The 13,566-nt window shown below is 67.3% G+C and carries 8 protein-coding genes and 1 riboswitch; of the genes, 1 reads left to right on the top strand and 7 read right to left on the bottom strand.

What is annotated here, in order from left to right; genetic code table 11:
- Window positions 1–146 precede the first annotated feature (146 nt).
- From OVY01_RS14060 to OVY01_RS14045, 4 genes are all read right to left on the bottom strand, one after another.
- Window positions 147–1,313: a thiamine phosphate synthase gene (locus OVY01_RS14060; protein WP_267848227.1), complete on the bottom strand. Its 1,167-nt coding sequence runs from the start codon at window positions 1,311–1,313 to the stop codon at window positions 147–149.
- Entirely contained in the window at window positions 1,310–2,164 is an 855-nt protein-coding gene (locus OVY01_RS14055) for a thiazole synthase (RefSeq protein ID WP_267848282.1), read from the bottom strand. Before OVY01_RS14055 ends, OVY01_RS14060 begins: the two co-directional genes overlap by 4 nt.
- 163 nt (window positions 2,165–2,327) lie before the next feature.
- Window positions 2,328–2,525: a sulfur carrier protein ThiS gene (gene thiS, locus OVY01_RS14050; RefSeq protein ID WP_267848226.1), complete on the bottom strand. Its 198-nt coding sequence runs from the start codon at window positions 2,523–2,525 to the stop codon at window positions 2,328–2,330.
- Window positions 2,513–3,811, bottom strand: a complete 1,299-nt coding sequence (locus OVY01_RS14045) for an FAD-dependent oxidoreductase (protein ID WP_267848225.1) — start codon at window positions 3,809–3,811, stop codon at window positions 2,513–2,515. Before OVY01_RS14045 ends, thiS begins: the two co-directional genes overlap by 13 nt.
- A 253-nt stretch (window positions 3,812–4,064) precedes the next feature.
- A riboswitch (TPP riboswitch) is annotated at window positions 4,065–4,169 on the bottom strand.
- 212 nt (window positions 4,170–4,381) lie between these two features.
- Here OVY01_RS14045 and OVY01_RS14040 point away from each other — a divergent pair.
- Window positions 4,382–6,103 (top strand): ABC transporter ATP-binding protein/permease, encoded by a 1,722-nt coding sequence (locus OVY01_RS14040; protein WP_267848281.1) that lies wholly within the window; start codon window positions 4,382–4,384, stop codon window positions 6,101–6,103.
- A gap of 55 nt (window positions 6,104–6,158) precedes the next feature.
- Here OVY01_RS14040 and OVY01_RS14035 read toward each other — a convergent pair whose 3' ends face one another.
- The 3 genes from OVY01_RS14035 to OVY01_RS14025 form a co-directional block, all read right to left on the bottom strand.
- On the bottom strand, window positions 6,159–7,625 hold the full coding sequence (locus OVY01_RS14035; protein ID WP_267848224.1) for a glutamate synthase subunit beta: 1,467 nt from the start codon (window positions 7,623–7,625) through the stop codon (window positions 6,159–6,161).
- Window positions 7,626–7,792: 167 nt separating this feature from the next.
- Window positions 7,793–12,553, bottom strand: coding sequence for a glutamate synthase-related protein (locus OVY01_RS14030; RefSeq protein ID WP_267848223.1), 4,761 nt, complete (start codon window positions 12,551–12,553; stop codon window positions 7,793–7,795).
- 238 nt (window positions 12,554–12,791) lie between these two features.
- A complete protein-coding gene (locus OVY01_RS14025; RefSeq protein WP_267848222.1) occupies window positions 12,792–13,496 on the bottom strand; it encodes a transposase in 705 nt (234 codons plus the stop codon).
- Window positions 13,497–13,566 lie beyond the last annotated feature (70 nt).

The raw sequence follows: 13,566 nt of genomic DNA, 5'->3' as shown, positions 1-13,566 counted from the left end.
AAGGGGGATTATAGGCGATCCCGGGGCGCAGGCTGTCCGCCAGCCAACACAATGCCGACGAACGATGCATACGCGGCACGCGTCGGACCCCTGCCCGGCGCGCGTCCAGCCTATCCAGCGCGCCGCAGCAAACGGCGTTCCCGCCATTATCGTTGCATTGGGCCATTATGCGTGAAAGCGGCGAGCAGCGCGTTCACCGCCATGGGCAATTCGTCGGCATGGGTGACGGCCCGCACGACCGCCGCGCTCCGCACGCCCGTGGCCAGGACCTCCGGCAGCGTCGCGAGGTCGATCCCGCCAATCGCGACGACCGGCACCGCGTCCCGCAACAGCCGCTGGTACGCGGCGATCCGGGACACCCCCTGGGGAGCGGTCTTGACGACTTTCGTGGCGGTGGGAAATACCGCGCCGCAGGCAATATAGCTGGGGCGGAAATGCCAGGCATGCAGGATTTCGTAATATCCGTGCGTGGACAGACCCAGACGCAGGCCGGCGGCGGCGATCGCGCCGAGGTCCGCGTCCGCCATGTCCTCCTGTCCGAGATGGACGCCGTAGGCACCCGCCTCGACCGCCAGCCGCCAATGATCGTTGATGAAGAGCCGCACCTCGTCCGGCGCCCGGCGCGCGGCGGCCACGGCGCGGACGATCTGTTCGCGCAGCGCTGCCGGGTCGGCCATCGGGTCGGCCATCGGGTCGGCCATCTTTACCCGCAGCTGAATCGTGCGCACGCCCAGTGCGATCAGGCGCTCGACCCAGTCGGCATCCGGCACCACCGGATACAGCCCGAGCGCGGACGGGCACGGCGGGAAGCGCCAGGTCCGTTCCGGCAGGCCGGGAAGATCGGGGAAATCGGCGAGCCGGTCCGGCCAGGCGCCCGGCGCACGCCAGGCAAGCGCGAGGCACAACGCGTCGCGCAGGACAAAGCCGCAATCGACGAAGGCGGCGAGCGCGGCGAGCCAGTCGTCGGTGCGTGCGCCGCGCAGCGCATGCCGTTCGCCATCCGCGATCAGGACCGTCAGGTCGCCGGAAACATCGATGAGCGTGGCGCCGCGGGCCTGCCAGTCGGCCAGCGCGCGGTCGGCCGGCGCCACCGCGACGATCAGCACCGTGTGCCGCTCCGCCATCCATGCCGGGTCGCGCGGCGGCGTCAGACAGAAGCGCCACTGCACCGTCGCCGCCGGCCAGTCGCCCAACGTAGCGCGGATCGTTTCCGCGGCGGCCGAGAGCGCGTCCGCGGGGGGCCAGAAAATCTCGCCCGCGGCCAGCGCCTGCCCGGGGCCTGCCTGTCCGGCGTTCATCCGCCCGGAGCTCATGACGTGGCGCCCGCCTGGTGCCAGAACGGCATGCCGACGACCGCGGTGCTCGCCTGCGCGGCGGCGCGCTCCGGCATCGGGCCGGCACGCCGCGCGTCGCGCCCGGCCGCCACCGCCGCGGCGAATGCCGCCGCCATGCGCGGCGGCGACGTCGCCTGCGACACCGCCGTGTTCAGGAGAACCCCGTCGAAGCCCCATTCCAGCACCTGGCAGGCATGCGACGGCACTCCCAGCCCGGCATCGACGATCAACGGGGTATCGGGCAGGCGCTCGCGCAGCAAACGCAGCGCATGGGGGTTCGCCACCCCCCGGCCGGTGCCGATCGGCGCGGCCCAGGGCATCAGGGCCTGACAACCGGCATCGAGCAGGCGCCGGCCGACGACCAGATCCTCGGTGCAGTAAGGCAGCACCTTGAAGCCCTCGCGGATCAGGATCGCCGCGGCCTCGATCAACGCGACCGGATCGGGCTGCAAGGTATAGTCGTCGCCGATCAGTTCGAGCTTGACCCAGTCGGTGCCGAACACCTCGCGCGCCATGCGTGCGGTATTGACCGCCTCGTCGACCGACTGGCAACCGGCGGTGTTCGGCAGGAAAGGCCGCCCCTCGCGGCGCAGGGTCTCGAAGAACGAGGCCTCGCCGCCCTGCGCGCCGTCCGCCCCCTGCGCGCCGGCGAGTTGCCGACGCAGGGCGACGGTGACCATCGCCGGCCGGGCCGCACGGATCGCATCGACCAGGCTGGCCAGCGACGGATAGCGGGCCGTGCCGAGCAACAGGCGACTGGCGAAGGTTTCGCCGTACAGCGTCAGTGGCGCATCGGTATCGACGGCGGCATCGGCGATTCCGGAGCGCATCGCGGCCCCGGCGTTTTCAGCGTTCATGACAGTGTCCCCAAGGGTGCTTCAAAGGGTGCTTCAAAGAGTGCGCTTCACACCCGGCTCGAGACCGTTCCAGGTTCGGGCCGGTTCCCGGCCCGCGGTCCTTCAAGACCGGTCCGGTCCGGCCCGGCCAGGTCCATCAGCCGCCTGCGACCGGCCGCACGACGTCGAGCCGGTCGCCCGGCGCGAGCGGCTGCAGCGCATACCGCGAGCGGGCGAGAAACTGCCCGTTTACCGCGACGGCGAACGGCGGACGGGCGTCGAACGCGGCGAGCGCGTCGGCGACCATGGCGGGCTCGGCGAGTTCGAGCGCTTGCTGGTTGATCAGGATCTGCATGGGAATCGGTCGGTCGGAGAAGAATGATCGACGGCCGCGGGCGCGGACGCGCCGGAACGGCGAGCGGCGTCGGGATGGCGGTCAGCGTCGCCGCTCGCCGCAGGGAACCGGACGCCGGACGCCAGTTCCGGCCAGGGTGTGGCCGCGTGCCACGCGGCGAAGCCCGCGCACGCATCGCGTGGGTGGTCGAGCAGGACGCGCGCGAGCGTCGCCGCCTCGTTGACGACTTCCGGCGCGATCATGAAACCATGCCGGTACAGGCCGTTGACCGCGAAACGCGGTGCGCGCTCCCGGCCCGTTCCCGCTCCCGCCCCGCCTGGCGCGTACGCCGCGGCGTCGAACACGATCGCCGGCCGCTGGTCGGCGAGCGTCGGCCGGCACTGTGAATTCAGTTCGAGAATGCGCGCCTCGCCGAAACCCGGATGCACCGAAAACGCCGCCGACAGCAATTCGAGGGCGGAGCGCACGCTCACCGGCGAATCGTCGTCGCTCTCGATTTCCGTCGCGCCGATGACATAACGGTCCTGTTGCTTCGGCGCGATATAGATTGGATAACGCGGATGGAGCAGACGCACCGGGCGCTGCAGACCGATGCCGGGGGCGGCCACGCGCACCACCTCGCCGCGGATGCCGCGCAAACCCGGCAGGGACGGCCTTGCGCCCAGGCCGCGGCAATCGATCGTCAGCCCGGCATCGGGCCAGTTGTCCGCGTCCACCGCCACGCCGGCATGGATCGGCACGCCGTGTGCGGCCAGCGCGAGATCCAGCGCCGCCAGCAACTGGCGATTGTCGAGTTGCCCTTCGCCGTCGAGCAGCCAGCCTTGCTGAAAGCGGCCGCCGAGCGCCGGTTCGACACGCGCGAGCCCGGCGCCGTCGAGCGTCGCGATGCGGCCGTCTCGCATCGACGCCGGCGCGTTCGCCATTACGCGCCGCTGGAACAGCGTCGCATCGGCCTGGTCGGCCGCATGCCACACCACCAGCGTGCCGTTGCGCTGGAAATACACCGGTGCCGGCAACTCGGCCAGCCAGCGCGGCCAGCGGCCCAGCGACGCCTCGCCCAGCGCCACCAGCAACGGCTCGGCCACCGCTGCTTCGGCCAGCGGCGCGAGCATCGCCGCGGCCACCCAGGCGGCGGCCGCGCGGCCATGCGGATCGCCGCGTTCGAACAAAGCGACACGCAGCCCGTCGCGCGCCAGGCGCCAGGCGAGCAGGCGTCCGGCCAGGCCGGCGCCCACGATCGCCACGTCGGGACGCATGGCGTCGCTTTCCAGGGAATTCAGGGTCATCGTCATCTGCGAAATACCGGAGTGCGCGAGACGACACGCCGGGACGACACGCCAAAAACGACATGCCGAAATGCGAGCGCGGGCGCACAACAGAGCCGGGAGCGAGCCCGGAACCGGAACGATGAGCGGGAGAGAAGCGGCGCGGCGGCAAACCGGATGGGCGGCCTCGCGTATTTCGCGTGGAGGACCATGCCGGCGGCGCACAGCAGTGCCGTTGCAACTGGGGCGGGCGCCCCAAGGCGGTCGGCCGCGCCAAGGCGCGGCGGAAACTCCCCTCGCCGGTATTACCCGGATCGGGTGCCAAGGGACTCTCTCAGCCGCAAACCGTCCCGCGTTCGCAGCACCCCCGTTTCATCACGCCTCATTACATCACAGATCGCGCGCGACGTTAAGCGCCGCGCCGGGTCCGTGCCGGAGCGGTGTGGAAACCGCGTCGAACGGCGGCACCGCAATCATCTCGAAAAATTCTACTTTGTTGCATGCGTGTCTTAATTTGCCTTTAAGGAAGATACGGAAAAATGCATCACGCGTTATTCTCTGCCTGCGCGATATCTCGATATTGTCCCGGATCTGCACTCCCTGGAGGACCGCATCATCATCACGGAAAAGAAAATCACGGCCTGGAGCCTGATCCGCCCGTTCTGGGTGTCGGAGCAGAAATGGTCGGCGCGCGGCTTGCTCGCCCTGGTCGTCGCGATGAATCTGGCGATCGTCTACATCAACGTCCGGCTCAATTCCTGGAACGTCGGATTCTACGATTCGCTGCAAAAACGCGACGCGGCCGCGTTCCGGCATTCGCTGATCGAGTTTGTGTTCATCGTCTTTCCGTATGTGCTGATCGCCATTTATCGGATCTATTTCCGGCAGATGCTCGAATTTCGCTGGCGGCAATGGCTGACGAACAATTACGTGCACCGCTGGCTGGAGGATCATGCGTTCTACCGGATCGAGCGCGACCGGCTGGCGGACAATCCCGATCAACGGATCAGCGACGATCTCCAAGGCCTGGCGTCGACCACGCTGGCGCTGTCGCTCGACCTGCTCTCCACGCTGGTGACGCTGTTTTCTTTCATCACCATTCTGTGGACGGTTGCCGGCGCGCTGTCGATCACGCTGTTCCATGTGCCGATTCACATCCCCGGCTATATGGTCTGGGTGGCGTTCCTCTACGCGCTCGTCGGTTCGGTGGTGATGTTCAGGGTCGGCCGGCCGCTGGTGACCATCAATTACCAGCAACAGCGGGTGGAAGCTGATTTCCGCTTCATGCTGATTCGTTTGCGCGAGAGCGCCGAACAGGTCGCGCTGTACGACGGCGCCGATACCGAGACCCTTCGCGTGGGCGATGCCTTCCTCCGGATCCGCGACAACTGGCGCATGGTGATGCGGCTGACCAAGCGGCTGACGCTGGTGAATTCGGTATATGGACAAGTGGCGATCATCTTCCCGTTGATCGCGGCCGGTCCGCAATACTTCGCCGGCGCCTTTTCGCTCGGCGTGCTGATGCAGATCAACAGCGCGTTCGGCCAGGTCAGCGATTCGATGTCCTGGTTCATCGGCAGCTTCTCGACGCTCGCCAACTGGCGCGCCACGGTCAACCGGCTGCGGGAATTCCGCCGCGCGATCGACCAGCAGCATTTCGCCGAGACCGAATCGCCGGCGACGCTGGCGGGCGGCATCAATCTGCACCGTATCGACAATGGCACGGTCGAGACGCATGGGCTCGTGCTGGACCGGCCGAACGGCGAGGCGCTGAGTACGATTACCGACATCGTCGCCGCGCCGGGATCGCGCTGGCTGGTGCGAGGACCCTCGGGCTCCGGCAAGAGCACCCTGCTGCGCGCGCTGGCCGGACTCTGGGCGTTCGGCAGCGGCACGATCGACATCCCGGTGGGGGCCCGGCTGCTGTTCGTGCCGCAGCAAAGCTATATGCCGATCGACACCCTGAAGGCGAACCTGTGCTATCCGTCCGACGCCGCGGCGTTTACCGATGCGCAATGCGAGGACGTGCTGAACGCTTGTCAGTTGGCTGATTTCGGCGAGCGTCTGCTGGAATCCACCCATTGGGCGCGTCTCATGTCGCCCGGCGAACAGCAACGCGTCGCCTTCGCCCGCGTCCTGCTGCAGAAGCCGGATATCGTCTTCCTGGATGAAGCGACCAGCGCGCTGGACACGGCGACCGAGGCGGTGCTGTACCGCCTGCTGATCGAACGCCTGCCCGGGACGACGGTCATCAGCGTCGGGCATCGCGACACGCTCGACGCCTTCCACTCCGCGCATCTGGATCTGGCGTGAAGACCTGAAACATGCGGCCTGACGCGGGGCGGTGGAAAACCACCCCGCCCCGCGCTCACTTCGGCAGGTTCGACTCGCCCATCAGGAAGGTATCGACGGCCTTCGCGCACTGCCGCCCTTCGCGGATCGCCCATACCACCAGCGACTGGCCGCGACGCATGTCGCCGGCGGTGAACACGCCCGGCACGTTGGTCGCGTAGGCCTGATCGCCGTCGGTGGCCGCGCGCGCATTGCCGCGCGGATCCTTCTCCACGCCGAACGCGTCGAGCACCGCCTGCATCGGCGCGACGAAACCCATCGCCAGCAGCACCAGATCGGCCTTCAGTTCGAATTCCGAATCCGGCACTTCCTGCATCTTGCCGTCCTTCCATTCGACCCGCGCGGCGATCAGCTTCTCGACCTTGCCGTTACGCCCCTCGAAGCGTTTCGTCGCCACGGACCAGTCGCGCTCGCAGCCTTCGTCGTGCGACGACGAAGTCCGCAGCTTGGTCGGCCAGTACGGCCAGACCAGCGGCTTGTTTTCCTGCTCGGGCGGGCGCGGCAGCAGTTCGAACTGGACGACGCTTTCCGCGCCGTGCCGGTTCGACGTGCCCACGCAGTCCGAGCCGGTATCGCCGCCGCCGATCACGATCACATGCTTGCCGGCCGCGCGCGTCTGCTCGGGCAGCGCGTCGCCCGCCTCCACCCGGTTCTGCTGCGGCAGGAATTCCATCGCGAAATGCACCCCTCCCAGCTCGCGCCCCGGCACCGGCAGGTCGCGCGGCGTTTCGCTGCCGCCGGCGATCACGACCACGTCGAACTGCTCGCGCAGCTGATCCGGCGTGATCGACTCGCGCGCCGGGTTGCCGAACAAGGCGGGCGGTGCGTCGCGACCCACGAAGGTGCTGGTCTTGAAAACCACGCCCTCGGCTTCCATCTGACGCATCCGGCGGTCGATCAGCCATTTCTCGAGCTTGAAGTCCGGGATGCCGTAGCGCAGCAGACCGCCGATCCGGTCGCTTTTCTCGAACACCGTCACGTCGTGACCGGCGCGGGCGAGCTGCTGCGCCGTCGCGAGACCCGCGGGCCCCGATCCCACCACCGCGACCTTCTTGCCGGTGCGCTGCGTCGCCGGTTGCGGCGCGACCCAGCCCTCGGCCCAGGCGCGGTCGATGATCGCGTGTTCGATCGATTTGATGCCGACCGGATCGTCGTTGATGCCGAGCGTGCACGCCGATTCGCACGGCGCCGGGCAGATGCGTCCGGTGAATTCCGGGAAATTGTTCGTCGAGTGCAGGACCTCGATCGCGTTGCGCCAGTCGTCGCGATACACGAGATCGTTGAAATCCGGAATGATGTTGTTCACCGGGCAGCCGTTGTTGCAGAACGGAATGCCGCAGTCCATGCAGCGCGCGCCCTGCACTTTCGCTTCGTCGTTGGTCAGCGCGAAGACGAATTCCTTGTAATGCTTGAGACGCGCCGTCGGCGCCTCGTAGTGTTCGCTGAGTCGTTCAAACTCGAGGAAACCGGTTGCCTTGCCCATTTTTTGTTCGATCCTGCTGCTGATGCGGTGGTGGCGGAATCCGGCCGGGGACGAAGCCGCGATCGCGGCGATCCTTTCCCGACGGCCGGTATCGACGATACGGTGCGTTCGGTGCAGGGGCGAGCGAAGCCGGGACGACGGACGCCGCCGCGGCTTCGCGCCCCGCGTCAGACGGCGACCACGGTGTCCTCGGTCGATGCGCGCAGACGTGCGGCCTGCATCTCGCCCAGCGCGCGCAGGTATTCGCTCGGGAACACCTTGACGAACTGGCGGCGCGCGCCGTCCCAGTCCTCGAGCAGGGTTTTCGCCCGCAGCGAGCCGGTGAACTGGAAATGCCGCTCGATCAGGCTCTTGAGCAGCGCCTCGTCGGTCTGCCCCGTATGCCAGAGACCGGTGTCGACGGTGCGTTCCTGCTCGCCGCGCGGCAGGATCGGTTCGAGCTTGACCATCGACATGTTGCAGCGCGTCGCGAAGCTGCCGTCCGGATCGAACACATAGGCGATGCCGCCCGACATCCCGGCCGCGAAATTGCGTCCGGTCTCGCCCAGCACCACCACCGTGCCGCCCGTCATGTATTCGCAACCATGGTCGCCCGTGCCCTCGACGACCGCCGTCGCGCCCGAGTTGCGCACCGCGAAACGCTCGCCCGCCACGCCCCGGAAGAACGCCTCGCCTTCCACCGCGCCATACAGCACGGTATTGCCGCAGATGATGTTTTCCTCGGCCTTCGCGCGGAAATCGTTGGTCGGCCGCACGATGATGCGTCCGCCCGACATGCCCTTGCCCACGTAATCGTTCGCGTCGCCCACCAGATCGAGCGTCACGCCCTTGGCCAGGAAGGCGCCGAAACTCTGACCGGCCGTACCCTTCAACTGGATGTGCAGCGTGTCGTCCGGCAAGCCGTCGTGACCGTAGCGCTTCGCGATCGCGCCGGAGAGCATCGCGCCCACCGTGCGGTTGCGGTTACGCACCGGCTGGATGAAGGACACGTGTTCCTGCTTCTCGATCGCGGCCTTCGACTTCTCGATCAGGATGTGGTCGAGCGCCTTGTCCAGCCCATGGTCCTGCGTCTCCACATGCAGGCGCGGCACGTCGTCCGGCGCCGTGGACTGATGGAAGATCTTCGAGAAATCCAGGCCCTTCGCCTTCCAGTGCGCGATGCCCTTCTTCGTGTCGAGCAGATCCACGCGCCCGATCAGGTCGTCGAAACGCGCGATGCCCAGTTGCGACATGATTTCGCGCACTTCCTCGGCGATGAAGAAGAAGAAGTTGATCACGTGCTCGGGTTGGCCGGAGAACTTCTCGCGCAGCACCGGATCCTGCGTCGCGACGCCCACCGGGCAGGTGTTCAGGTGACACTTGCGCATCATGATGCAGCCCTGCACCACCAGCGGCGCGGTGGCGAAGCCGAATTCGTCGGCGCCCAGCAAGGCGGCGATCGCCACGTCGCGGCCCGTTTTCATCTGGCCGTCGGCCTGCACGCGGATGCGCGAGCGCAGGCGGTTGAGCACCAGCGTCTGCTGCGTCTCGGCCAGGCCCAGTTCCCAGGGCGAACCCGCGTACTTGATCGACGACAGCGGCGAGGCGCCGGTGCCGCCGTCGTGGCCCGCGATCACGACGTGATCGGCTTTCGCCTTCGCGACCCCGGCGGCGATCGTGCCCACGCCCACCTCGGACACCAGCTTCACCGACACGTCGGCCTTCGGGTTGACGTTCTTCAGGTCGTGGATCAGTTGCGCCAGATCCTCGATCGAATAGATGTCGTGGTGCGGCGGCGGCGAGATCAGCCCCACGCCCGGCACCGAATAACGGAGCTTGCCGATGTATTCGCTGACCTTGTGGCCGGGCAGCTGCCCCCCCTCGCCGGGTTTCGCGCCCTGCGCCATCTTGATCTGGATCTGGTCGGCCGAGGACAGATACTCCGCGGTCACGCCGAAGCGGCCCGAGGCGACCTGCTTGATCTTCGAGCGCAGCGAATCGCCCGCGAGCAGCGGGATGTCGCGCACCACGGCATCGTGGCCGATGATGCCGGCCAGCGTGTCGCCGTCCGTGATCGGGATACCGCGCAACTCGTTGCGGTAACGCCGCTGATCCTCGCCACCCTCGCCGGTGTTCGACTTGCCGCCGATGCGGTTCATCGCGATCGCGAGACTCGTGTGCGCCTCGGTGCTGATCGAGCCCATCGACATCGCCCCGGTCGCGAAGCGCCTGACGATGTCCTTCGCGGACTCGACCTCGTCGAGCGGGATCGCCCGCGCCGGATCGACGCGGAACTCGAACAGTCCGCGCAGCGTCATGTGCCGGCGGCCCTGGTCGTTGATCAGCTGCGCGTATTCCTTGTACGTCTGGTACGAGTTCGCGCGCGTGGAGTGCTGCAGCTTGGCGATCGCGTCGGGCGACCACATATGGTCCTCGCCGCGCACGCGGAACGCGTACTCGCCGCCGGCGTCGAGCATGTTCGCCAGGATCGGATCGTCGCCGAACGCCTTGCGGTGCATGCGCACCGCCTCCTCGGCCACCTCGAAGATGCCGATGCCGCCGACGTTCGACGCGGTGCCCTTGAAGTACTGCCCGATCAGCTGGGGCGACAGACCGATCGCCTCGAAGATCTGCGCGCCGGTGTAGGACATATAGGTCGAGATGCCCATCTTCGACATCACCTTCAACAGGCCCTTGCCCACCGCCTTGATGAAGTTCTTGACCGCCTTCTCATGCGACAGCTCGCCCGGCAGGTCCTTCGCCAGTCCGGCCAGCGTTTCCATCGCCAGATACGGATGGATCGCCTCGGCGCCGTAGCCGGCGAGCAGCGCGAAGTGATGCACCTCGCGCGCCGAACCGGTCTCGACGACCAGACCGGTGCTGGTGCGCAGCCCCTTCTCCACCAGGTTGCTGTGCACCGCGGACGTGGCGAGCAGCGCGGGGATCGCGACCTGCTCGCGGTCCGTGTTGCGGTCCGAGATGATCAGGATGTTGAAGCCCGAGCGCACCGCGTCGATCGCCTCGGCGCACAGCGACGCGAGGCGCGCCTCGATGCCTTCCTTGCCCCACAGCACCGGGTAGGTGATGTCCAGCACGTACGAGCGGAACTTGTTGCCGCTGTACTGATCGATGCTGCGGATCTTCTGGATGTCGTCGAAATCGAGGATCGGCTGCGAGACTTCCAGCCGCATCGGCGGATTGACGTTGTTGGTGTCGAGCAGGTTCGGCTTCGGCCCGATGAAGGACACCAGCGACATCACCATGTTCTCGCGGATCGGATCGATCGGCGGATTCGTCACCTGCGCGAACAGCTGCCGGAAGTAGTGATAGAGCGTCTTGTCCTTGTTGGACATGATCGCCAGCGGCGAATCGTTGCCCATCGAGCCGATCGCCTCCTCGCCCGCGGCGGCCATCGGCGCCATCAGGAACTTCAGGTCCTCCTGCGTATAGCCGAACGCCTGCTGGCGGTCGAGCAGCGACGCCGGCTCGCGCCCGCTGTGCAGGCTCGCGTCCGCGTCCGCCTGATCGAGCGCGATCTCGTCGATGTTGATCCGCACCGCCTCGATCCAGCTCTTGTACGGCTTCGCGTTCGACAGGTTGTCCTTCAGCTCCTTGTCCTCGATGATGCGGCCCTGCTCCATGTCGATCAGGAACATCTTGCCCGGCTGCAGGCGCCACTTCTTGACGATCTTCGATTCCGGGATCGGCAGCACGCCGGATTCGGACGCAAGAATGACGACATCGCCGTCGGTGATGCAGTAGCGCGCCGGACGCAGGCCGTTGCGGTCGAGCGTCGCGCCGATCTGCCGGCCGTCGGTGAAGGCGATCGCCGCGGGGCCGTCCCACGGCTCCATCATCGCCGCGTGGTATTCGTAGAAGGCGCGACGGTTCGCATCCATCTGCGTGTGCTGCTCCCACGCCTCCGGGATCATCATCATCACCGCGTGGACCAGCGGGTAGCCCGCCATCACCAGCAGTTCGAGGCAGTTGTCGAACGACGCCGTGTCCGACTGGCCCGGGTAGATCAGCGGCCAGAGCTTCTTCAGGTCGTCGCCGAGCACCGCGCTGGAAATCGCGCCGGTGCGCGCCGACAGCCAGTTGACGTTGCCCTTGACCGTGTTGATCTCGCCGTTGTGCGCGATCATCCGGTACGGGTGCGCCAGTTCCCACGCGGGAAAGGTGTTCGTCGAGAACCGCTGGTGCACCAGCGCGAGCGCCGACACCGAGCGTTCGTCCTGCAGGTCGCGATAGTAGACGCCGACCTGATCGGCCAGCAGCAGACCCTTGTAGACCACCGTGCGCGCCGACATCGACGGCACGAAATATTCCTTGCCGTGCTTCAGGCGCAGCGCCTGGATGCGATGGCTCGCGGTCTTGCGGATCACGTAGAGCTTGCGCTCCAGCGCATCGGTGACGATCACGTCCTGGCCGCGGCCGATGAAGATCTGCCGAATCAACGGCTCGGTGCGCTTCACCGCCGGCGACATCGGCATCGCATGATCGATCGGCACGTCACGCCAGCCCAGCAGCACCTGACCCTCGGCCTTGACGGTGCGCTCCAGCTCCTGCTCGCACGCGAGGCGCGACGCATGCTCCTTCGGCAGGAACACGATGCCCACGCCGTATTCGCCGGCCGGCGGCAGGCTCACGCCCTGTTTCGCCATTTCCTCGCGATAGAACGCATCGGGGATCTGGATCAGGATGCCCGCGCCGTCGCCCATCAGCGGATCGGCGCCGACGGCGCCGCGGTGATCGAGGTTCTCCAGGATCTTCAGACCCTGACGGATGATGTCGTGACTCTTCTGGCCCTTGATGTGGGCGACGAAGCCGACGCCGCAGGCATCGTGCTCGTTGGCCGGGTCGTAGAGCCCCTGCGCGGCGGGCAACGGGCCCGGAGCGGACGGCGGGAGGCCCAGGGACGCGGCGGGCGATGGCGAATGATCGTTCATGGGGACACCGTTATCGTGAGCGCGCGGTGCGCGGTCGCATTTATGACGTCGACCGTGCAGCGTCGACTTGCGCTGCTGGATCGACCGCCGGGCTCGCAGGACCATACAGGCCCCGGTGCGAGCGAATGGCCGGAATTCGGAATATAAGCGATCAACCCTTGGAATACAAAGGTTTCGTTATGGTATGACCCTATTTAAATCCCTGCCTCGCAAAAGGGTGAGTTTTAATAGGGTCAGATCACTGCGCCGTATCGTCGATTTTGGCGGGACGGCCGCGCGGCAAAGGTTCCACGCGGCGGTTGGCGAGCCGCGCGCAACGTTCGCGAAACGCGTCGTCGCCCAGTACCCAGCCCTTGCGCGTCGCCTCGAGCGCACGGGCGCAGGCGGCGGGATCGAGCGGCTGCTCGGCGAGCTCCCGATAGACCCGCTGCCGTTCGAACGGGGTATTGCCCAGCGACCAGTAGAGCGCATGGTCGGTGATCAGCGGATCGAGCGCGAGCCCGACATGATGGGCATGGCTCGAGCGCCGCGGCAGGTCCGCCACTGCGGTGGCCGCCATTGCGGTGGCCGCCAGCGATTCGATCAGACGGCTGACGAACAGCAGATGGTGCTCGGGGTCGATCACCGTCGCCCGGTAGCGTCCCACCCACAAGGTGCCGCTGCACTGGTGCCGCCGGTTGTAAAGCGCCACGTACCGCCGCCCCACCGCCTGCACCGTCTGCGATGCGCTGCGGGCATCGCGCGGGCTGCCGAGCAGATGCACGCCGGAGGGCAGCAGCGCATACGCGTGCACCGCGAAACCGGCCTCGCGCGCGACCCGGCGCAGGGTATCGGCGAAGCTGGCGAGATCCGCCTCGTCGCGGAAGGCGGGCTGGCCGGGCCGGGCGTCGAGCATCAGGTACTGCGGCAGGCCGGGGACATACAGGCGGGCGAGTCGCGCCATGGGCATCGGCCCGGGGAAACCCGGCCTGGCCCGACCCGACGCGCGAAGGCGCGGACGAGTGCGGGTCACG

The organism is Robbsia betulipollinis (assembly GCF_026624755.1).
GTDB classification, from domain to species: Bacteria; Pseudomonadota; Gammaproteobacteria; order Burkholderiales; family Burkholderiaceae; genus Robbsia; species Robbsia betulipollinis.
Note: the sequence above shows the minus strand (reverse complement) of the source record. Positions and strands in the feature narration are given on the sequence as shown.

What these genes read in the sequence shown, in the direction of transcription:
- OVY01_RS14060 (WP_267848227.1), bottom strand. Translation starts at nt 1,313, where the DNA reads ATGAGCTCCGGGCGGATGAACGCCGGACAGGCAGGCCCCGGGCAGGCG.
- OVY01_RS14055 (WP_267848282.1), bottom strand. Translation starts at nt 2,164, where the DNA reads ATGCGCTCCGGAATCGCCGATGCCGCCGTCGATACCGATGCGCCACTG.
- thiS (WP_267848226.1), bottom strand. Translation starts at nt 2,525, where the DNA reads ATGCAGATCCTGATCAACCAGCAAGCGCTCGAACTCGCCGAGCCCGCC.
- OVY01_RS14045 (WP_267848225.1), bottom strand. Translation starts at nt 3,811, where the DNA reads ATGACCCTGAATTCCCTGGAAAGCGACGCCATGCGTCCCGACGTGGCG.
- OVY01_RS14035 (WP_267848224.1), bottom strand. Translation starts at nt 7,625, where the DNA reads ATGGGCAAGGCAACCGGTTTCCTCGAGTTTGAACGACTCAGCGAACAC.
- OVY01_RS14030 (WP_267848223.1), bottom strand. Translation starts at nt 12,553, where the DNA reads ATGAACGATCATTCGCCATCGCCCGCCGCGTCCCTGGGCCTCCCGCCG.
- OVY01_RS14025 (WP_267848222.1), bottom strand. Translation starts at nt 13,496, where the DNA reads ATGGCGCGACTCGCCCGCCTGTATGTCCCCGGCCTGCCGCAGTACCTG.